This window comes from Mycobacterium sp., from assembly GCF_035499775.1.
In the GTDB taxonomy this organism is placed as follows: Bacteria; Actinomycetota; Actinomycetes; order Mycobacteriales; family Mycobacteriaceae; genus Mycobacterium.
This window is the reverse complement of record NZ_DATJYB010000141.1, coordinates 1-20,007: the sequence shown is the minus strand read 5'-3', so window position 1 is coordinate 20,007 and position 20,007 is coordinate 1. Positions and strand designations below refer to the sequence as shown.

Below are 20,007 nucleotides of genomic sequence, written 5' to 3'. Positions count from 1 at the left end.
CGGGTGTGGTGTCCGTGCCGTTCTCCTCGTCCGTCAACTCGTCGCTGCGTTCGGTCGTTTCGGCGTCTGTCATGTCTGTTCCTCCCTCATCCCACCGGTTCGTGCTGTCCGGTTCAACGCTTTCGTTTCTTGGGCCGTGCGCCTGGACGCGGTCTCGCTCCCGGGCGCGGTGCGGCGTCCCCCGCAGCTCCGGTTCCAGTCGTCTTTTCCGGAGTCGTGCCCATCGGCTTTCCGTCGACCGCGGTGTCCTCGGCGTCACTGATTTCGGTGCCCTCACTGGCCGTGATCTCGCTCGCCGGGGCTTGCGCCTTTCGCTGTCGATTCGGCTTGGCGCCCGGTGGCGGTGCATTGGCCGCTCGGCGCTCCTGCGCCTCCAGCTTCTTCGCCTCTTCCTCTTTCTCGATCTTGCCGAACACGTAGTGCTGCTGGCCGAATGTCCAGATGTTGTTCGAGAACCAGTACAGGATGATCGCGATCGGCAGGAACGGGCCGCCGACCACAACGCCGAGCGGAAACACGTACAACGCGAGTTTGTTCATCATCGCGGTCTGCGGGTTCGCCGCCGCCTCCGGGCTCTGCCGTGCCACCGACGCGCGACTGTTGAAGTAGGTCGCAATCCCGGCCAGGATCATCACCGGCACGCCGACGGCGATCACCGCGGGCCGGGAGAACGCGCCGTGGTCGGTGAACGCCTCCAGCCCGCCGCGCTGCGTCATGCTGGCGCCGATCGGCGCACCGAATAGGTTGGCGTCCAGGAAATGCCCGACGTCCTTCGCGCTGAAGATGTAGTTCGGCGTGGCGCGGTTGGCGTCCACCGACATGGCCCGCATCCCGAATCCGCTCTGAGTCCGGTTGAACGACCGCAACACGTGGTAGAGACCCAGGAACACCGGGATCTGCGCCAGCATCGGCAGACACCCCAGGATGGGGTTGAACCCGTGTTCGCGCTGCAGCTTCTGCATCTCCAGCGCCATGCGCTGACGATCCTTGCCGTACTTCTTTTGCAGCGCCTTGATCTGAGGTTGCAGTTCCTGCATCTGACGCGTGGTGCGGATCTGCTTGACGAACGGTTGGTACAAGATCGCCCGCAGCGTGAACACCAGGAACATCACCGACAGCGCCCACGTGAAAAAGTTCGACGGGCCCAGTCCCGGCACGGCGGCGAAAAGCTTGTACCAGACCCACATGATCGCCGATACGGGGTAGTAGACGAAGTCGAGACTGAAAAAATCAAACGGCAAAAGGATCACTCCTGAGGTCCACCTGGTCCGCACTGCATTCGTGCCGCTCCGACCCGCGCTCCGGTATTGGGTCCCATCCTCCCCGATGCCACGGTCCGCACTTGGCGAGTCTGGCTGCGGTCAGCCAGCTCCCCCGAATCAAGCCGTACTCAGTCAGCGCGTCGACGGCGTACTGACTACAGGTCGGAACAAACCGACAGGTCGCCGGTCGCAATGGCGACAGCATGTGTCGGTAGAGCTGGATAACGTAGATCAGGCCGCGCGCAACGGTCTTCCCGGCCCTCGCCACGCCAATCATCGGGCCGTTCCCGCCAGATCGAAAGCGCGCCGCAACCCGGCTCGCAGCTGCTGCTCCAACCAGGCCGAGGACACGTGCCGACTGCTCGGCAACGCGCGGATCACCACCTGATCGGATTCATGGAGATCTCCCAGCATCGTTCGGGCGACGTGTCGCAACCGACGCGCTACCCGATGCCGCTCCACAGCCGAGCCGACCGGCTTGGCGATAATCAGCCCGACGCGGGGACCCTGGCCCGCATCAGGTCCGTTGCCGCGCCGGACATGGACGATGACGTCGGGCTGCACGGTGCGCATCCCGTACTTCACCGTCTGGTCGAACTCGGTTGACCGCCTCATGCGGTTACGTGCGGGGAGCACCGCGCAACAACTCGGAGCTGCGATCAGGCAGACAGAACGCGCCGGCCCTTGCGGCGCCGGCCGGACACGATCGAACGCCCGGCGCGGGTGCGCATGCGCAGACGAAAACCGTGCACGCGGGCTCGGCGCCGGTTGTTGGGCTGGAAGGTCCGCTTGCCCTTGGCCACGGGTTCTCCTCGTTGTATCCGGCCCGAGTTTTCGAGCCATCCGGCCGCACATGCTTCGCAACTAAGTTGCTCCGCGGGTGGGTCCGGTGCTTGTCTTGCTACTGGCCGGCGCAGTCCCCAAGGCTGTCATTTTGGCGTCAGTTCGGGTCGCAGCCGTATCGCCGACTTTCGGGCGACTTTTTGAGGGTACTGACGCGCCTTCGCCGGGTCAAACCTGGCCTCCCCCATACGGACCCCTCACCGACGACTCGTTCGGATATTTGCAGACATTCATTGTCGGCGAAGGCAACCCACGCGCGATCTCGCACGATACAGATGAACCCGGTCGTAATGGCGCATAACTGTTGGCAGCCGAACAGAAAACTGTTAGCTTCGTCCTCGGACTGGAGCGGCGGTCGGCAACGAAGCAAGGATGGCAGGATCGACGGGCGCCTGGACGACCTCCCCGGGTCGTCTCCAGAACGGGGTTCGCGAGCCGTCGCCGCCAGGCAGCGGCTAGTTTATGATCGTCCTGTCCACAGCTGTGGATAAGTATGTGGAGAGTTGCTCCGGTCACCGACAGCGGGTTGTACTCGACCTGAAATTTGCGAGAACCAGGGAGATGCGTCGTTGACCGATGATCCCGGTTCGGGTTTCACGAAGGTGTGGAACGCGGTCGTTTCCGAGCTCAACGGTGAGTTCGATCCGGACGGCACCACCACCAACGGCACCACTCTTCTCACACCGCTGACACCCCAGCAAAGAGCCTGGCTCAACCTCGTCCAGCCGCTCACCATCGTCGAGGGGTTTGCTCTTTTATCGGTGCCCAGCAGTTTCGTGCAAAACGAGATCGAACGCCATCTGCGCACGCCGATCACCGACGCGCTGAGCCGACGGCTCGGACAGCAGATCCAGCTCGGCGTGCGCATCGCACCGGCCCCCGACAACGACGCCGACACCGCGCTCACTTCGGCTGACACCCTCTCGCAAGCCGAGGAACCCGACGTCGACGCCTACAACGACGAAGGCTACGAAAGCGGAGAGACCCTCGGCAGTGCTCACCAAAGCTGGCCGACCTACTTCACCAAACGTCCCACCGAATCACCCAACGGCAGCGGCACCAGCCTCAACCGCCGCTACACCTTCGACACGTTCGTGATCGGCGCCTCCAACCGGTTCGCTCATGCCGCGGCTCTGGCGATCGCCGAGGCACCGGCCCGCGCCTACAACCCGCTGTTCATCTGGGGCGAGTCCGGTCTGGGCAAGACGCACCTGCTGCATGCGGCCGGCAACTACGCACAGCGGCTCTTCCCCGGCATGCGCGTCAAGTACGTCTCCACCGAGGAATTCACCAACGACTTCATCAACTCGCTGCGCGACGACCGCAAGGTCGCGTTCAAACGCAGCTACCGCGACGTCGACGTACTACTCGTCGACGACATCCAGTTCATCGAAGGCAAGGAAGGTATTCAGGAAGAGTTCTTCCACACCTTCAACACGCTGCACAACGCGAACAAGCAGATCGTCATCTCGTCGGACCGCCCACCCAAGCAGCTGGCCACCCTCGAAGACCGGCTGAGGACCCGGTTCGAGTGGGGGCTGATCACCGACGTGCAGCCTCCGGAGCTGGAAACGCGCATCGCCATCCTGCGCAAGAAAGCACAGATGGAACGGCTCGCCGTGCCCGACGACGTGCTCGAGCTCATCGCCAGCAGCATCGAACGCAACATCCGCGAACTCGAGGGCGCCCTGATCCGGGTCACCGCATTCGCCTCGCTGAACAAAACTCCGATCGACAGAGCGTTGGCCGAAATTGTGCTTCGCGACCTGATCGCCGACGCCAGCACCATGCAGATCAGCGCGGCCACCATCATGGCCGCCACTGCCGAATACTTCGACACCACGGTCGAAGAACTACGCGGGCCCGGTAAGACCCGGGCGTTGGCTCAGTCCCGTCAGATCGCGATGTACCTGTGCCGCGAGCTCACTGACCTGTCGCTACCGAAGATCGGCCAGGCGTTCGGCCGCGACCACACCACGGTCATGTACGCCCAACGCAAGATCCTGTCCGAGATGGCCGAACGACGCGAAGTGTTCGATCACGTCAAGGAACTCACCACGCGGATCCGTCAGCGCTCCAAGCGCTGATCCTGCGCATTTTTTTCAAAAAACTTCTCGCACGTCCGTCACACCAGCCACAGCCCAGGTGTTGTGCACAGCGCTGTGCACAAGCGGCCCAAACATCACTGCAGCATTGGCACGCCCGTGCACATCCGAACGCGATCCCCACCGGCCCAACACGAACCACACAGCCGGCGCGGCGTTCATCCACAACCGCGCCACTCCCCTAGCAGCGCCAAGACCCGATGTCCACAGCATGCACACCGGTTATTACTAGTACTGAGATCTCTTCGTCATCTCTTCTTTGAAGAACAGGCTTGGGGACGCGCAGCTGAGCAGGTCTCACGAACGGCTCGGACGCCCTCTTGTCGGCCTTGCCGATTAGCTTTCAAGTTGACGCCGGAAGCTCTACGGTTGTGGTTCGACTGCCGTTGCGGGGCGGCTGGCGACACTCGACTCGAACTCATTGGTAGGTGAAGGGACGCTATGGACGCGGCGACGACAAAAGCCAGCCTCACCGACTTGAAGTTCCGCTTGGTTCGAGAGTCCTTCGCCGAGGCCGTGTCGTGGGTGGCAAAGAATCTGCCCAGCCGGCCCGCGGTGCCGGTGCTTTCCGGAGTGCTGCTGACCGGGTCTGACGAAGGCTTGACGATCTCCGGATTCGATTACGAGGTTTCCGCCGAGGCCCAGGTGGCCGCTGAAATCGCTTCTCCTGGAAGCGTTTTGGTGTCCGGGCGGTTGCTGTCGGACATCACCCGGGCGTTGCCGGACAAGCCCGTCGATTGTTACGTGGACGGCAATCGGCTGGCTTTGACCTGCGGAAACGCCAGATTCTCGTTGCCGACGATGGCGGTTGAGGATTACCCCACGCTGCCGACGCTGCCCGAAGAAACCGGGACCTTGCCGGCGGATCTGTTCGCGGAGGCGATCAGCCAGGTCGCCATCGCGGCCGGCCGGGATGACACGTTGCCGATGCTGACCGGCATCCGGGTCGAGATTTCCGGTGACACGGTGGTTTTGGCCGCCACCGACCGGTTCCGTTTGGCGGTTCGTGAGCTCACCTGGTCGGTGTTGTCGTCCAACACCGAGGCTTCGGTGCTGGTGCCGGCCAAGACACTGGCCGAAGTCGCCAAGGCGGGCACCGACGGTTCTGACGTTCGCCTGTCGTTGGGGGCCGGGATGGGGGTCGGGAAGGACGGACTGCTCGGCATCAGCGGTAACGGCAAGCGCAGCACCACCCGGCTGCTCGACACGGAATTCCCGAAGTTCCGGCAGTTGTTGCCGGCCGAGCACACCGCGGTGGCCACCATCAACGTGGCCGAGCTGACCGAAGCGATCAAGTTGGTTGCGTTGGTGGCGGATCGCGGTGCGCAGGTGCGCATGGAATTCGGTGACGGCATGCTGCGGCTTTCGGCGGGCGCCGACGATGTAGGCCGCGCCGAAGAAGACCTTGCGGTGGACTTTGCCGGCGAGCCGTTGACGATTGCGTTCAATCCGATGTATCTGACCGACGGTCTCGGCTCGGTGCATTCCGAGCACGTGTCATTCGGCTTTACCACTCCGGGCAAACCCGCTTTGCTGCGCCCGGCTTCCGAGGGCGACCACCCGACCGGCGACGGCCCGTTCGCCGCTCTGCCAACGGAATACGTCTATCTGTTGATGCCGGTTCGGTTGCCGGGTTAGGTGTACGTCCGGCATTTGGGACTGCGTGACTTCCGGTCCTGGGCGCACGCCGACCTCGAACTGTATCCAGGCCGGACGGTGTTCGTCGGTCCGAACGGTTTCGGAAAGACGAATTTGATTGAGGCACTGTGGTATTCGGCCACTCTAGGTTCGCATCGGGTAGGCACTGACGTGCCGTTGATCCGGGACGGCACGACGCGGGCGGTGATTTCCACGATCGTCGTCAACGAGGGCCGGGAATGTGCGGTGGATCTCGAGATCGCCGCCGGCCGGGCGAACAAGGCCCGGCTGAACCGCTCGCCGGTGCGCAGCACCCGCGAGGTGATCGGGGTATTGCGCGCGGTGTTGTTTGCTCCCGAAGACCTGGTCTTGGTGCGTGGCGACCCCGCGGAACGTCGGCAGTATATGGACGATCTGGCGATGCAGCGCCGGCCGGCGATCGCGGCGGTGCGCGCCGACTACGACAAGGTTTTGCGGCAACGTACGGCGTTGTTGAAATCCTTGTCGGGTGCCCGCCATCGCGGCGATCACAGTGCGCTGGACACGCTGGATGTCTGGGACAGTCGGTTGGCCGAGCACGGCGCCGAATTGATGGCTGCGCGCATCGCGCTGGTCGACCAGTTGGCCCCGCAGGTGGAGAAGGCCTATCAGCTGCTGGCGCCGGGATCCAGGTCCGCCTCGATCGCTTACCGCGCCAGTCTGGATATCGGCGCCGAGCCGGCGGCCGACCGAGAGTTTTTGGAGGCAGCGCTGTTGGCCGGACTGTCGGCCCGGCGGTCGGCTGAATTGGAGCGCGGTATGTGCCTGGTTGGGCCGCACCGCGACGATTTGGAGTTGCGGCTAGGTAATCAGCCCGCCAAAGGTTTTGCCAGCCACGGGGAATCGTGGTCGTTCGCGGTGGCGTTGCGGTTGGCGGCGTACGAGTTGTTGCGTTCCGACGGTGGCGAACCGGTGTTGTTGCTCGACGATGTTTTCGCCGAGCTGGATACGGCGCGTCGCCTCGCGCTCGGCGCGGTAGCCGAAGTGGCGGAGCAGGTCTTGGTCACGGCGGCGGTGCTGGAGGACATTCCGTCGGGTTGGGATGCTAGGCGGGTGACCATCGATTTACGCGACGGTGACTCCGGGCGGATCTCGGTGGTGCAATCGTGACCGAGCATCCCGAAGAACGACGTGATCCCCTGGATTCCGCTCTGGACTTGGTGCGACGGACCCTTGACGAGGCCCGCGCCGCAGCGCGGGCGCAGGGCAAGGATTCCGGACGCGGCCGCACCGCGGCGCCGGCTCCGCGACGCGTGGCGGGACAGCGGCGCAGCTGGTCCGGTCCGGGGCCCGACGTTCGCGATCCGCAACCGCTGGGCAGGCTGGCCCGTGACTTGGCGAAGAAACGCGGCTGGTCCCCCCGCGTCGCCGAGGGCACGGTGCTGGGCCAGTGGTCGTCGGTCGTCGGCGAGCAGATCGCCGAGCACGCCACCCCGACCGCGCTGAACGACGGAGTGCTCGCCGTGACGGCCGAATCGACCGCCTGGGCGACCCAGTTACGGATGATCCAGGGACAGTTGCTGGCTAAGATCGCGGCGGCGGTTGGCAACGGTGTGGTGACATCGTTGAGAATCACCGGCCCGGCGGCGCCGTCGTGGCGGAAAGGCCCACGACATATCGCCGGCAGAGGTCCGCGCGACACTTACGGGTAGGGAACCGGGTGGGCCGAAACGACGTCATACAGGTGTTAAGCCGAGGCGGTCTCAGAGCCGCCAGAATGAAACGGACCCCCGTGGCAAACGTCCGGACGCGACCGGAATGGAGATGTCAAGCACACGGCGCAATCAGATAGGTAGAAACGCGCCCAGAAAATCGGTCCCGTCAGCCGATCACGGTAGAGTGAGGTAACACGACCGCTGCGGTGACTGGACCGCTCGCATGCAACCCCAAGGAGAGCATTCCGACCGTGGCTGCCCAGAAGAAGAAGCCCCAATCCGGATACGGCGCCGAATCCATCACCGTCCTCGAAGGGCTCGAGGCTGTCCGCAAACGCCCGAGCATGTACATCGGCTCCACGGGTGAGCGTGGTTTGCACCACCTCGTCTGGGAGGTGGTGGACAACGCCGTGGACGAGGCGATGGCCGGCTACGCGGCCACCGTCAGCGTGGTGATGCTGGAAGACGGCGGGGTTGAGGTGACCGACGACGGCCGCGGTATTCCGGTGGCGATGCACGCCTCGGGGATCCCGACAGTCGACGTGGTGATGACCCAATTGCACGCCGGCGGCAAGTTCGACGGCGAGGCCTACGCGGTCTCCGGCGGTCTGCATGGTGTGGGTGTGTCGGTCGTCAATGCTTTGTCCAGTCGGCTCGAGGTGGAGATCAAGCGCGACGGGCACGAGTGGACACAGACCTACGATCAATCGGTGCCGCAGAACCTCAAGCAGGGCGCGGCAACGAAGAAGACCGGCACCACAGTTCGGTTCTGGGCGGACCCGAACATCTTCGAGACCACCGAATACGACTTCGAGACCGTCGCGCGCCGGTTGCAGGAAATGGCGTTCCTCAACAAGGGTTTGACGATCAACCTCACCGACGAGCGGGTGGAGCAGGACGAGATCGTCGACGAGGTCGTCAGCGATACCGCCGAGGCACCCAAGTCCGCCCAGGAAAAGGCAGCCGAATCCGCTGCGCCGCATAAGGTTAAGAAACGGACCTTTCACTATCCCGGCGGTCTGGTCGATTTCGTCAAGCACATCAACCGCACCAAGAGCCCGATCCAGCAGAGCATCATCGACTTCGACGGTAAGGGCACCGGCCACGAGGTCGAGATCGCGATGCAGTGGAACGGCGGATATTCGGAGTCGGTGCACACGTTCGCCAACACGATCAACACCCACGAGGGCGGTACCCACGAAGAGGGTTTCCGCAGCGCGTTGACGTCGGTGGTGAACAAGTACGCCAAGGACAAGAAGCTGCTGAAGGACAAGGACCCCAACCTCACCGGCGACGACATTCGAGAAGGTCTGGCCGCGGTCATATCGGTGAAGGTCAGCGAACCGCAGTTCGAAGGTCAGACCAAGACGAAGCTGGGCAATACCGAGGTCAAGTCGTTCGTGCAGAAGGTGTGCAACGAGCAGCTCACGCACTGGTTCGAAGCCAACCCCACCGAAGCGAAAACCGTTGTGAACAAGGCGGTGTCGTCGGCGCAGGCCCGCATCGCGGCGCGCAAGGCGCGAGAGTTGGTGCGCCGCAAGAGCGCAACCGATCTCGGCGGGCTGCCGGGCAAGCTGGCCGATTGCCGTTCCACCGACCCGCGGAAGTCCGAACTGTATGTGGTGGAAGGCGATTCCGCCGGCGGCTCGGCGAAAAGCGGCCGCGACTCGATGTTCCAGGCGATTCTTCCGTTGCGCGGCAAGATCATCAACGTGGAGAAGGCGCGCATCGACCGGGTACTGAAGAACACCGAAGTCCAGGCCATCATCACCGCGTTGGGCACCGGCATCCACGACGAGTTCGACATCACCAAGCTGCGCTATCACAAGATCGTGCTGATGGCCGACGCCGACGTCGACGGCCAGCACATCTCCACGCTGCTGCTGACGTTGTTGTTCCGGTTCATGCGGCCGCTGATCGAGAACGGGCACGTGTTCCTGGCGCAGCCGCCGCTGTACAAGTTGAAGTGGCAGCGGTCGGATCCGGAATTCGCCTACTCCGACCGTGAGCGCGACGGCCTGTTGGAGGCCGGGCTCAAGGCCGGCAAGAAGATCAACAAGGAAGACGGCATCCAGCGCTACAAGGGTCTGGGTGAGATGGACGCCAAGGAGTTGTGGGAGACCACGATGGACCCGTCGGTGCGGGTCCTGCGTCAGGTCACCCTCGACGACGCCGCCGCGGCCGACGAGTTGTTCTCCATCCTGATGGGCGAGGACGTCGACGCCCGCCGCAGCTTTATCACCCGCAACGCCAAGGACGTTCGCTTCCTAGATGTTTAAAGACGGCTGATTTTATCGGGCCCGCTAACCGAGGAATAGATGACTGACACCACGCTGCCACCGGGGGACGAACCCGTCGATCGGATAGAACCGGTCGACATCCAACAGGAGATGCAGCGCAGCTACATCGATTACGCGATGAGCGTGATCGTGGGCCGCGCGCTGCCGGAAGTGCGCGACGGCCTCAAACCGGTGCACCGCCGAGTGCTGTACGCGATGTACGACTCCGGGTTCCGACCGGATCGCAGCCACGCCAAGTCGGCGCGGTCGGTCGCCGAGACGATGGGTAACTACCACCCGCACGGCGACGCCTCGATCTACGACACCCTGGTGCGAATGGCCCAGCCGTGGTCGTTGCGCTATCCGCTGGTGGACGGCCAGGGTAACTTCGGCTCACCGGGCAACGACCCGCCGGCGGCGATGCGGTACACGGAGGCCCGGCTGACCCCGCTGGCCATGGAGATGCTGCGCGAAATCGACGAGGAGACAGTCGATTTCATCCCGAACTACGACGGCCGGGTACAGGAACCTACGGTGTTGCCCAGCCGGTTCCCCAACCTGCTGGCCAATGGTTCGGGCGGCATCGCGGTCGGCATGGCCACCAACATTCCGCCACACAACCTGCGGGAGCTGGCCGAGGCGGTGTTCTGGTGCCTGGAGAATTACGAGGCCGACGAAGAGGCGACGCTGGAAGCCGTGATGGAGCGGGTCAAGGGGCCCGACTTCCCCACCTCCGGACTTATCGTGGGATCGCAGGGCATCTCCGACGCGTACAAGACCGGCCGCGGTTCTATCCGGATGCGCGGAGTCGTTGAGGTAGAAGAAGATTCGCGCGGCCGCACCTCGCTGGTGATCACCGAGTTGCCGTATCAGGTCAACCACGACAACTTCATCACCTCGATCGCCGAGCAGGTCCGCGACGGCAGGCTGGCCGGCATCTCCAACATCGAGGACCAATCCAGCGACCGGGTGGGTCTGCGCATCGTCATCGAGCTCAAGCGCGATGCGGTGGCCAAGGTGGTGCTCAACAATCTCTACAAGCACACCCAACTACAGACCAGCTTCGGCGCCAACATGCTGTCCATCGTCGACGGGGTACCGCGCACCCTGCGACTGGATCAGATGATCCGCTACTACGTCGAACACCAACTCGACGTCATCGTCCGGCGCACCACCTACCGGTTGCGAAAGGCCAACGAGCGGGCCCACATTCTGCGCGGCCTGGTCAAAGCCCTCGACGCGCTGGACGAAGTCATCGCGCTGATCCGCGCGTCGGAGACCGTCGACATCGCCCGGGCCGGCCTGATCGAACTGCTCGACATCGACGAGATCCAGGCCCAGGCGATCCTGGACATGCAGTTGCGGCGCCTGGCCGCGTTGGAACGTCAACGAATCATCGACGATCTGGCCAAGATCGAAGCCGAAATCGCCGACCTGGAAGACATTCTCGCCAAGCCTGAGCGGCAGCGTGGCATCGTGCGCGACGAACTGCGCGAGATCGTCGAGAAACACGGCGACGACCGTCGCACCCGGATCGTCGCGGCCGACGGCGACGTCAGCGACGAGGATCTGATCGCCCGCGAAGACGTCGTCGTCACCATCACCGAAACCGGCTACGCCAAGCGCACCAAGACCGACCTGTACCGCAGCCAAAAGCGCGGCGGAAAGGGCGTGCAGGGCGCCGGGCTCAAACAGGACGACATCGTCCGGCACTTCTTCGTCTGCTCGACGCACGACTGGATTCTGTTCTTCACCACGCAGGGCCGGGTTTATCGGGCCAAGGCTTACGAGCTGCCGGAGGCGTTGCGCACGGCGCGCGGTCAGCACGTGGCGAACCTGTTGGCCTTCCAGCCCGAGGAGCGCATCGCCCAGGTCATCCAGATCAAGAGTTACGAGGACGCGCCGTACCTGGTGCTGGCCACCCAGAACGGCTTGGTCAAGAAGTCGAAACTGACCGACTTCGACTCCAACCGCTCGGGCGGAATCGTGGCGATCAACCTGCGCGGCGAGGACGAACTGGTCGGGGCCGTGTTGTGTTCGTCCGACGACGACCTGTTACTGGTGTCGGCAAACGGTCAGTCCATCCGCTTCTCGGCGACCGACGAGGCGCTGCGGCCGATGGGCCGGGCCACCTCGGGCGTGCAGGGCATGCGGTTCAACGCCGACGACCGGCTGCTGTCGCTCAATGTCGTGCGCGAAGGCACCTACCTGTTGGTCGCCACCTCCGGCGGGTACGCCAAGCGCACCGGCATCGAGGAGTACCCGGTGCAGGGCCGGGGCGGCAAGGGTGTGCTGACTGTCATGTACGACCGCCGGCGCGGCAGGCTGGTCGGGGCGTTGATCGTCGACGACGACAGCGAGCTGTACGCCATCACCTCCGGGGGCGGCGTGATCCGCACCGCCGCCCGCCAGGTCCGCAAGGCCGGACGCCAGACCAAGGGCGTTCGCTTGATGAACCTGGGCGAGGGCGACACACTGTTAGCCATCGCACGTAACGCCGAAGACGACGGCGGCGAAGCCGACGGTGCGGAGGAATCGGGTAATTAGGAGCCGGGTAACTAGACTCCCCCGAGCGACGATGCAGGCCGCGGAGCAGCCTGTGGAGGAGCCGGGTAATTAGACTTAGGCCCGGCCAGAGATAATGCGATGGCACTGCCCAGGCTGGCCTGGGTACAAATGTTAGGAGTCGGTGTGAACTCACCGAACGAGTCGGGCTCCCCGCAAAAGGGCGACAGCTCGAATGGGGACGGTTCGGCCGAGCGAACCGGCGCACACCGTGCGACGTCCGGGGCGAACGGCCGCGCCACCGATTCCGGAGACTCGCCGCCCTGGCAGCGCGGCGCCAGCCGGGCAGCCAACCCCCGTCGCGGGTCGTCGGAACCCAGTGGGATCGACGCCCGGCTGAGCCGCTTCATATCCGGCAGCTCGTCCGGTTCGTCGACGAACTCGCTGAACGAGACGCAGGAATTCGACGCCGCACCGGTGCGCAGCGACGGACCGCCCGCGGAGGCGTACGCCAGCGAGTTGCCCGATCTGTCGGGACCGTCGCCGCGCACCACGCAGCGTAAAACCACACCCGAGCGCGCCGCCGATACCTCCACCACGTCGGCCAAGACCCGTTCGGCCGCGACCACCGAAAGCCGGGAGGCCCGCGAAGCCCGGGAGGCCCGGGAAGCTCGGGAGGCCCGCGAAAACCGGGAAGGCCGCGTCCAGGTGTCGTCGCGGCGCAGCCGGGGCCCGGTCCGCGCCAGCATGCAGATCCGCCGAATCGATCCGTGGAGCACGCTGAAGGTCTCGCTGCTGCTGTCGGTGGCGCTGTTCTTCGTCTGGATGATCGCGGTCGCGTTCCTCTACCTGGTGCTCGGTGGCATGGGCGTCTGGGCCAAGCTGAACAGCAACGTCGGTGACCTGCTGAACAACACCAGCGGCAACGCCGGAGAACTCGTCTCCAGCAGCACCATCTTCGGTGGCGCGGTTCTGATCGGCCTGGTCAATATCGTCCTGCTGACCGCGATGGCGACGATCGGGGCGTTCATCTACAACCTGGCCACCGACTTGATCGGCGGCGTCGAAGTGACGCTCGCCGACCTGGACTAGTCAATCCGCTTTTGGGGGTGGGGAGGCGAGTGCGGTAATCTCGTCGCTCGGCCGTACGCGTGTACGGGCCTATAGCTCAGGCGGTTAGAGCGCTTCGCTGATAACGAAGAGGTCGGAGGTTCGAGTCCTCCTAGGCCCACAACCATGTGCCCGTCAAGACGTTGTGTGAGACTCGCATTGCCACTGGCAGCGATCGCTGTGGTGGCGGTCGTGGTGCGGTCACGGCGCGGCGTCGAGGTCTGGCACGTGGCGGCAATTGATACACATGATCACGTACCCGATCAGAATGAGGGGCCTTAGCTCAGCTGGTAGAGCACTGCCTTTACAAGGCAGGGGTCAGGGGTTCGCCGCTTATCTGGAGGAGAAGGAGAGAAAGTAGGGCTTGACCTGCAGATATGCTGTTATGGTCATGTCCACGACGGGGTCATAGTTCAACGGTAGAACGGGGCCTTTGCAAGGCTCAGATCGGGGTTCGATTCCCCGTGACTCCACTTCCGAAGGTTCGTTTGTCGGCCTACTACCCGGTCTCCCGGGTTGACGGCTGCGGGCCATGAACTCGGGGGGTCGCTTCGGCGGTGCAGGGCGGGGCCTGCGGTACTCGTCCGGCACGATGGTCCAATGGCCACTCCCGCGGTTTGGATCTCAACATCATCGAACGACGTCGCCGCAGACGGTGACTATCCCGGCGACCACTGGCAGCGTGTAGGCGTCATCGACACGTCCGCACAGGCGGACTTCTACACGCACATCCAGGTTTACATCGGCCCCCGGCGGACAACAAAGGGCAAGCCCGAGTTCTACATGAGCGGGGACCCTGACAGCGCGTGGGTGCAACAGGCCAAACAAGACCCCGCCGGGCAGGCGCCGTTCTGGATCCTCATCAATCCCTACGGCGACGCACCGATCCACTACAGCAGCGCCAGCATCAAGTACCTCGTCGGCGCGGACAAAGCGACCGTTGTGCGGACGCTGGCCCTGCGTGAGCCCGCGGCGCATCCTGGTTGACTGGTGAAGCCTCTGGTGATCGCGGTCCGGCTGCACCGCCGCGACGGGGACCTGTTCACCCCACTGCGCACAACCGAACGTCACTGAGCCTCGGCCCACTTCTGCAGGACCTGTGGAGAAAGGCGTTTGTCGAATCGTAGTTTCTTACCCTTGTTCAATTCGATGGCGACCTCACGCAGGTCCTAAGCGCCGCGGCCGCCCTACCGGGTTTTCAACGCTTCGACCATCAGTGCATCTGGATTGAGCTCGATGCCGCAGCTCCGAAAATATGACAGCGCCTGCACGACCTCCGAGCGTTCTCGGCGATCGATAAGGCCTTGGTTGCTTACCGCCAGCCCTGCCAGTCCCCTGACCGCCGCCTTAATCGGCGGCGACGCGTCCGCCAATGGTGCAATCGCGTTGCCGCCCAGGCACTCAACGTCGAAAGCAGTGATCCAGGGCGCGTGCCCGGACATGGTCGGCAGCAACTCATGCTTGGCGTGCGCTGGCACCACAACGGTGCCATTCACGTAGCCGCCAGGCTCCAGCTCCAGGGCTTCGGAGAGATTCAGGAACGCACCGATCACCGTTCCGCGGGGCAAGCCATGGAATCGAGAACGCGACGAGGCGCTCGTAATGGGGATGCCGAGCCGCTCCATCCACTTGTTGTTCTCCACCGTGCCGGTGTCCCCTACGCGGCTGCGTCGTCGCCAGCCCAACGCAAGGCCGTTTGGAACGCGGCGATAAATGGAACATGACCTTCTACGTAAGCGCGGCGCATCAAGTCACGGTAGTCGGCGGCCCCGACAGTGCTGCGGTCTACGAGTATGCGCTGGTGCCTTTCGCAGCGAGAACAACCTCGGCGATCTGCTCGGCGAGCGCATCGATGCCGACGTCGGAAGTGCTTAAGGCCATTTTGTCCGCAAGCGATGGGCTGTAGCGTCGAACATCGGAGGCATCAACGCCGTGCCAGATAGGGAGCAGGGACTGCTCGCCAGCAACCGTGCGGGTGACGAGACCGTCGAGTTCGTGGTTCGTCCAGCCTTTGCTGAAGAACGAATCCGACAGCACCACAATGCCGATGCGACTTGACCGAATTCCGGCGTCTATTTTTCGGCGTAGGCTGTCGCCAATCCGAATCTCCGATTTGTCCAACCAAACCGTCACTCCCAGTGCGGTGAGAGCGTCTCGAAGCGGCAGCGCGACGGATTCTTTGTCCTCGCTCGCATGAGAAAGAAACACATCCCAGGTTTGGCCGCCGAAGAGGTCACCGACGGGTTCGATGGGCTCACGTATTTCGATATCGCGAGCTGGATTGTGCGCCCGGGGTTCTCGTAGTGGAGGGAGCAACCCTGGCGGTGGTTGTTCTACCTGAACGCTGGCTCTAACTCGGCCCGGTAGTCCGCCGCAATCTATAACTACATACCAATGGTCGTTGCTCGGGATCGCAAGCCGCGCAGGCGATCGTTTCGCCAATCCTCCGTGGAATCGACTCTGCCGACCTGATTTGAATGCTCGGTAGTTCGAACCCGTCATCAGGCGGACGTTCGCCTGTTTGTCGAGCGTGACGACCGCTACGGCGCCCTTCTTCTGCTGGCCGAGGTCGTAGTACAGATGTTCCATCCTTCGAGTCTCCTTTGACGGTCTGACATCCTGCGCAGTGTGTCTCAACCTGTTCGCGAAGTGGATGTACGACGATGGTTGAGTTCGAGGACATGGCTGCGGAGGATTTCGTTCTCGGTACGCAGCACCGCGACCTCTTCGGCGAGTTCACGGTTACGTTGTACGGCCACAGCAAGTTTGGTGCGCAGCGACTCGACTGTCGCCGAGCTAGCGGTGAGTACGTGCGCGTGGCCAGACGTATGGGTGCGGTGCTCACCGACTTCGTGCCGAAGTTCGGGGTGTTGATACAGGAAGCTGGTCGATACTCCGGCGGTGCGGGCAACCGAGACGAACGTGATCAGCTCGCCGGTATTGCGTAGGTTGGTGATCGCCCGGCGGGCGCGGGCTGCTGCTGCTTGGGCGAGACGGGCGGTCCGATGTTCTCGATCGCCTGTGGTCACGGGTTCTCCAATAGGGTGTCGGGGTCGATTTCGCCGATGAGCTTGGTGACTTTGTCGAGCATGGTCGTGTTCAGCTCGACTGCTTTGGTGTCGCCGCGTTCGGCAGCGTCGGCAGCGAGGCGTTGGAGCTGCTCTCTGTGGGCGATGTGGGCGCCGAGGAAGACTCGGCCGCCGGGGTCGTGGAATGAGCAGTCAAGGCAGGGGTTGGGCCGGAACTCGCAGCGTTGCGTCGGCGGTAGTGCGCAGAAGCCGTTGGGCAGGGCGGCGGTGAATCGGGCGCGTAGCCGCTCGACGTCGGCGTCCTCGTCGGATCGGTGCGCGGGTGCGCTCTCCCAGAACTCGCGTGCCTTGCGGGCGAGTGTGTCGTCGGTGATCCGGGCGTAGGCCGAGGTCATGGTGTCGCTGTGATGGCCGAGGAAGTCGCGTACTTCCTGTTGGGTCCATCCGTTGTTGAGCAGGGTCATTCCTACGGTGTGCCGGAAACGGTGGACGTCTCCGCCGGAGATCGGCTCGCCGGTGATGGTCGATGAGGTGATTCCGTATTCGCGGAACAAGGCTGCAAGGCGGTGGCGCAGGCCGCTGGTGGACCAGGGCTGGGTGCGGCCGGCGGCAGCGCTTGAGCGTGCGCCGGGGAACAGGTGCTTGGCCTCGGGGCCGTAGGTGTCTCGGACTCGGGTCTGCTGCCCGAGGATGACCGTCGCAAGGCTGTCGGGGATGGGGAACCGCCGCCAGGCGTTGGTCTTGGTCATCCAGTATTCGATCCAGTAGCCCCGGTCGGAATGGTGCAAGCAGTCCAGCGGGAGGGCGACCGGCTCGGAGATGCGGCAGCCTGCCCATCGGGTCGTCGCGATCATCGCCCGCAGCGTCGGGTCGGTCGCGGGGTTGTCGATGATGAGGGTGTCGATGCGCTCGATGACATCTGGTGGGAATGGGCGGGGATTGCGGGCCTTGCGGTGTACGTTCTTGCCGCGGCGCAGGAACATCGCCGAGCCCAGGTCGGGAACGAGCTGGGTGTCGTGTAGCGACTCCAGCAGGTATGCGGCGGTGTTGGCCATCCGGGCGTCCGAGTCGGTGTCAGTGTGGCGGGTCCAGGCCAGGTAGTCGAGGAATACCGACCGGGTCACGGCCGGTGGATTGGGCACCGTGCCGTCATGGGTGAGGAATCGGGCGAGCTGGCGGGTGGCGCGCACCCACTGGGTCAGGGTTCCCCAGGACAAGGTTGCGGTGGTGAGTTGTTGTCGTGCAAGGTCTTTGACGGCTTCCTTCAGCCAGGGCACCGGCACCGATGACCAGTCGACGGCGGTGTGCGTCGCGCCCGACTGCGTGGCGTCGAGAACGAATTCGAATCCGTCTCGCCAGTGCCAATGATCCCCCGCCCACGGATCGGGGTTGGTTGCGCCGTCGAGAAGTCGGAAGAAGCGCCGGATGTACGGGGCGCACAGCGAATCGAATGAGCTCGCGTACGGCCAGTGCTGTCGACAGAGCAGCGGCCAATCCTGCACGGACCGTTCGGTCAGCGAGTCCGTGATCCGGCCCTGGGCCGTCTCGACCAGCACCATCAGGACGCGGCGGAGGCTAACGTTGCACGTCCAGTCGCCCCTGCCGACCTTGGTGGCCACGACGAACCGGATCTCGTCGGCAGCCGTCGTTGGGAGCCGCCGGAAGTCGACCGTTTGCGTGGAGGGGCGTCCGCGCGGCGGGCCTACCGGCGTCGACCCGGTCTTGGCCCAGGCGTCGAAGTCAGCGGGTTGGCCGACGCGGAACCATTGGAAGTAGTGCGCGTAGCACAGCCCGGATCTGGCGGTGGAGTCGCCGGAAGGGCCGCCCAGCCAGTACCGCTGGCCGTCACAGCCGTCGACCGCGCACGGCTCCGCAGCTTGCCGGCGGCGGTCCCCGGCCACCTCGACCACCTGCCACGTCGGCTGGCACCACGGACCATCGGGCACTCGCAGGCCTCGACCCGGCGTCGTCGAGGAGTGCCCGCAGCTCGTCAGCGCGGTGCTCGAGCAACTCACTACAGCCGGTTACACCACCAGCGAACTCGACGAAATCACCCTGCTCACAAGCACACAACGGGCCGACCTGTTCCAGATCGCAGGTGAACAACCCGGCACCCGGCACCTCACGATGGTCTAAGACATCGAGCGCCGAACATGGGGTGGAACCCGACCCATTGTCCACGACACACAATGGAAGGTGCCGGTCTACTCGAACAAGCAGTCGCAGGCACTCGAACAAGACCACGCCGCAGGCGGCCACGAACACCGCGTCATGCAGGGCAGCGTCGCTCTCGGACGGGTAGTCCTGCAAGCCCGAAACCGGCGCCTCTACGCCGAACTACGCTGGCAAGTCAACAAGAAGCAATACAGCCGATACCTCGGAGAAGTTACCGCCGACGACCGATCAGCCAACCTCGCCGCCGCCTGGCAACGCGCCCACGACTGGGGCCTCACGACGACGAGCAATGCTCAATGACCATGTGTCAGGCGTTAGTCCGTTACTCAGGCGGCCGCGTTCCCGGCGGCTGATAATCGGGTTGCCTTCGGACGTGAGGAAGTGCATTCAGGTGATCGGCTACCTGGAACGAGTCGACCCCTGCCGCGACGGCGGTGAGGTAGTTCGCGCGAGTCATGGTCAGCGGGCCGATGCTCGTGTAGGCGAGCGTGTCGATTAGGCCGACTCGAAATCCTGGCATCTAGCTTGGCGCGACACCGGCTCGGGTGGCAAGTATCGTGATGGGCGCCACTGTTCAAAGGAGATGCTAGTGACCCGACCGCTCCGCGCCGCCGCCACCGCGGCTACCCTGCCGCTGCGAGCGTCCAAGGTCGCCGCCGACGGATGGGGCGGGTACGCCGCGAGCGCCTGGCGGCGCCGCGCCAGCGCCGGGCAGGTCTCGAAGGAGCTGGCCCTGTGGGCCCGCACCGTGACCCAGCATCGCAAGCCTGGGTGGGCGCACCCGCACACGGTGGTCCGCACCTGGCCGTTCGCCCGGCTCCTGGACTACTCCAGCGGTGCCGCGGTCGCAGGAGTCGTGCCCACTCTGGTGCTGCCCCCGCAGGCCGGGCATGCCTCGACGGTCGTCGACCACGCGGACGGCCAGAGCCAGATGGTCATGCTGCGCGACGCCGGGCTCACCTCGCTCTACACCTTCGACTGGTTGCCCGCGACGCGTGCGACCGCCGACGCCGGCATCGAGGACTACCTGACCGCGATGGACGAGACCATCGACTCGCTCGGTGGACGGGTCAACCTCGTCGGCGATTGCCAAGGCGGCTGGCTCTCGGCGATCTACGCCGGCCTACACCCTGACAAGGTGAACACCCTCACCGTGGCTGGCGCCCCGATCGACACCCATGCCGGCGGCGGTGTCGCCGTCGCGTTCTCGCGGAGCGTGCCGGCCTGGCTGCAGGAGGCGGTTTACCGGGCCACCATCACGTTGGAGGGTGGCCTGCACCGCGGCCGCAGCCAACTGGCGTTCTTCAAGGGCCTCGACCCGCTAGCCAGCCTCCAGCGCTCGATGGGCATATTGCCGCGCATCCACG

Annotated in this window: 19 protein-coding genes and 2 tRNA genes; 13 read left to right on the top strand and 8 right to left on the bottom strand. The window is 64.4% G+C overall.

Features of this window, described 5'->3' with window-relative positions:
- Positions 1 to 113 precede the first annotated feature (113 nt).
- The 4 genes from yidC to rpmH are packed head-to-tail and all read right to left on the bottom strand — an operon-like array spanning position 114 to position 2,065.
- Positions 114 to 1,247 carry a membrane protein insertase YidC gene (gene yidC, locus VML93_RS09760; RefSeq protein WP_325610059.1) on the bottom strand — a complete coding sequence of 378 codons (1,134 nt, stop codon included), beginning with the start codon at positions 1,245 to 1,247 and terminating at the stop codon, positions 114 to 116.
- Positions 1,231 to 1,539, bottom strand: a complete 309-nt coding sequence (gene yidD / locus VML93_RS09755) for a membrane protein insertion efficiency factor YidD (RefSeq protein WP_414686319.1) — start codon at positions 1,537 to 1,539, stop codon at positions 1,231 to 1,233. The genes yidC and yidD overlap by 17 nt, the downstream gene beginning before the upstream one ends.
- Entirely contained in the window at positions 1,536 to 1,898 is a 363-nt protein-coding gene (rnpA, locus tag VML93_RS09750) for a ribonuclease P protein component (RefSeq protein WP_325610056.1), read from the bottom strand. The genes yidD and rnpA overlap by 4 nt, the downstream gene beginning before the upstream one ends.
- Positions 1,899 to 1,921: 23 nt before the next feature.
- Positions 1,922 to 2,065, bottom strand: coding sequence for a 50S ribosomal protein L34 (rpmH, locus tag VML93_RS09745; RefSeq protein ID WP_082929939.1), 144 nt, complete (start codon positions 2,063 to 2,065; stop codon positions 1,922 to 1,924).
- A 609-nt stretch (positions 2,066 to 2,674) separates the two neighbouring features.
- Here rpmH and dnaA point away from each other — a divergent pair.
- The 10 genes from dnaA (at position 2,675) to VML93_RS09695 (ending at position 14,423) form a co-directional block, all read left to right on the top strand.
- Positions 2,675 to 4,192: a chromosomal replication initiator protein DnaA gene (gene dnaA / locus VML93_RS09740; protein ID WP_325610052.1), complete on the top strand. Its 1,518-nt coding sequence runs from the start codon at positions 2,675 to 2,677 to the stop codon at positions 4,190 to 4,192.
- A 459-nt stretch (positions 4,193 to 4,651) separates the two neighbouring features.
- Positions 4,652 to 5,848: a DNA polymerase III subunit beta gene (gene dnaN, locus VML93_RS09735; protein WP_325610050.1), complete on the top strand. Its 1,197-nt coding sequence runs from the start codon at positions 4,652 to 4,654 to the stop codon at positions 5,846 to 5,848.
- Positions 5,849 to 6,997, top strand: coding sequence for a DNA replication/repair protein RecF (gene recF, locus VML93_RS09730; RefSeq protein ID WP_325610049.1), 1,149 nt, complete (start codon positions 5,849 to 5,851; stop codon positions 6,995 to 6,997).
- The gene (locus tag VML93_RS09725; protein ID WP_325610047.1) at positions 6,994 to 7,539 is read left to right on the top strand and encodes a DUF721 family protein; all 546 of its coding nucleotides are present in this window, start codon (positions 6,994 to 6,996) and stop codon (positions 7,537 to 7,539) included. Before recF ends, VML93_RS09725 begins: the two co-directional genes overlap by 4 nt.
- 254 nt (positions 7,540 to 7,793) lie before the next feature.
- Positions 7,794 to 9,821: a DNA topoisomerase (ATP-hydrolyzing) subunit B gene (gene gyrB, locus VML93_RS09720; RefSeq protein WP_325610057.1), complete on the top strand. Its 2,028-nt coding sequence runs from the start codon at positions 7,794 to 7,796 to the stop codon at positions 9,819 to 9,821.
- A gap of 39 nt (positions 9,822 to 9,860) precedes the next feature.
- The gene (gene gyrA, locus VML93_RS09715) at positions 9,861 to 12,368 is read left to right on the top strand and encodes a DNA gyrase subunit A (RefSeq protein WP_325610045.1); all 2,508 of its coding nucleotides are present in this window, start codon (positions 9,861 to 9,863) and stop codon (positions 12,366 to 12,368) included.
- Positions 12,369 to 12,512: 144 nt separating this feature from the next.
- On the top strand, positions 12,513 to 13,418 hold the full coding sequence (locus tag VML93_RS09710; protein ID WP_325610043.1) for a DUF3566 domain-containing protein: 906 nt from the start codon (positions 12,513 to 12,515) through the stop codon (positions 13,416 to 13,418).
- A 65-nt stretch (positions 13,419 to 13,483) separates the two neighbouring features.
- Positions 13,484 to 13,557: transfer RNA gene (locus VML93_RS09705), tRNA-Ile, on the top strand.
- Between the two features lie 281 nt (positions 13,558 to 13,838).
- A tRNA-Ala gene (locus VML93_RS09700) sits at positions 13,839 to 13,909 on the top strand.
- 127 nt (positions 13,910 to 14,036) lie between these two features.
- A complete protein-coding gene (locus VML93_RS09695) occupies positions 14,037 to 14,423 on the top strand; it encodes a hypothetical protein (RefSeq protein ID WP_325610041.1) in 387 nt (128 codons plus the stop codon).
- 200 nt (positions 14,424 to 14,623) lie between these two features.
- On the opposite strand, the gene VML93_RS09690 is transcribed toward VML93_RS09695, so the two are convergent.
- The 4 genes from VML93_RS09690 to VML93_RS09675 all read right to left on the bottom strand — a co-directional run bounded on the left by VML93_RS09690 (position 14,624) and on the right by VML93_RS09675 (position 18,411).
- Positions 14,624 to 15,079: a hypothetical protein gene (locus tag VML93_RS09690; protein ID WP_325610039.1), complete on the bottom strand. Its 456-nt coding sequence runs from the start codon at positions 15,077 to 15,079 to the stop codon at positions 14,624 to 14,626.
- 142 nt (positions 15,080 to 15,221) lie between these two features.
- Entirely contained in the window at positions 15,222 to 16,025 is an 804-nt protein-coding gene (locus VML93_RS09685) for a DUF1883 domain-containing protein (RefSeq protein WP_325610037.1), read from the bottom strand.
- A gap of 44 nt (positions 16,026 to 16,069) precedes the next feature.
- On the bottom strand, positions 16,070 to 16,465 hold the full coding sequence (locus VML93_RS09680) for a DUF6262 family protein (RefSeq protein WP_325610035.1): 396 nt from the start codon (positions 16,463 to 16,465) through the stop codon (positions 16,070 to 16,072).
- The gene (locus VML93_RS09675; RefSeq protein WP_325610033.1) at positions 16,462 to 18,411 is read right to left on the bottom strand and encodes a tyrosine-type recombinase/integrase; all 1,950 of its coding nucleotides are present in this window, start codon (positions 18,409 to 18,411) and stop codon (positions 16,462 to 16,464) included. Before VML93_RS09675 ends, VML93_RS09680 begins: the two co-directional genes overlap by 4 nt.
- Before the next feature lie 52 nt (positions 18,412 to 18,463).
- Here VML93_RS09675 and VML93_RS09670 point away from each other — a divergent pair, with 52 nt between their 5' ends.
- The 3 genes from VML93_RS09670 to VML93_RS09660 all read left to right on the top strand — a co-directional run.
- Positions 18,464 to 18,601 (top strand): hypothetical protein, encoded by a 138-nt coding sequence (locus VML93_RS09670; protein ID WP_325610031.1) that lies wholly within the window; start codon positions 18,464 to 18,466, stop codon positions 18,599 to 18,601.
- Between the two features lie 60 nt (positions 18,602 to 18,661).
- Positions 18,662 to 18,940, top strand: a complete 279-nt coding sequence (locus tag VML93_RS09665) for a hypothetical protein (protein ID WP_325610029.1) — start codon at positions 18,662 to 18,664, stop codon at positions 18,938 to 18,940.
- 289 nt (positions 18,941 to 19,229) lie between these two features.
- Positions 19,230 to 20,007, top strand: a 778-nt coding sequence (locus tag VML93_RS09660) for an alpha/beta fold hydrolase (RefSeq protein WP_325610027.1), incomplete at its 3' end; no start/stop codon positions are given.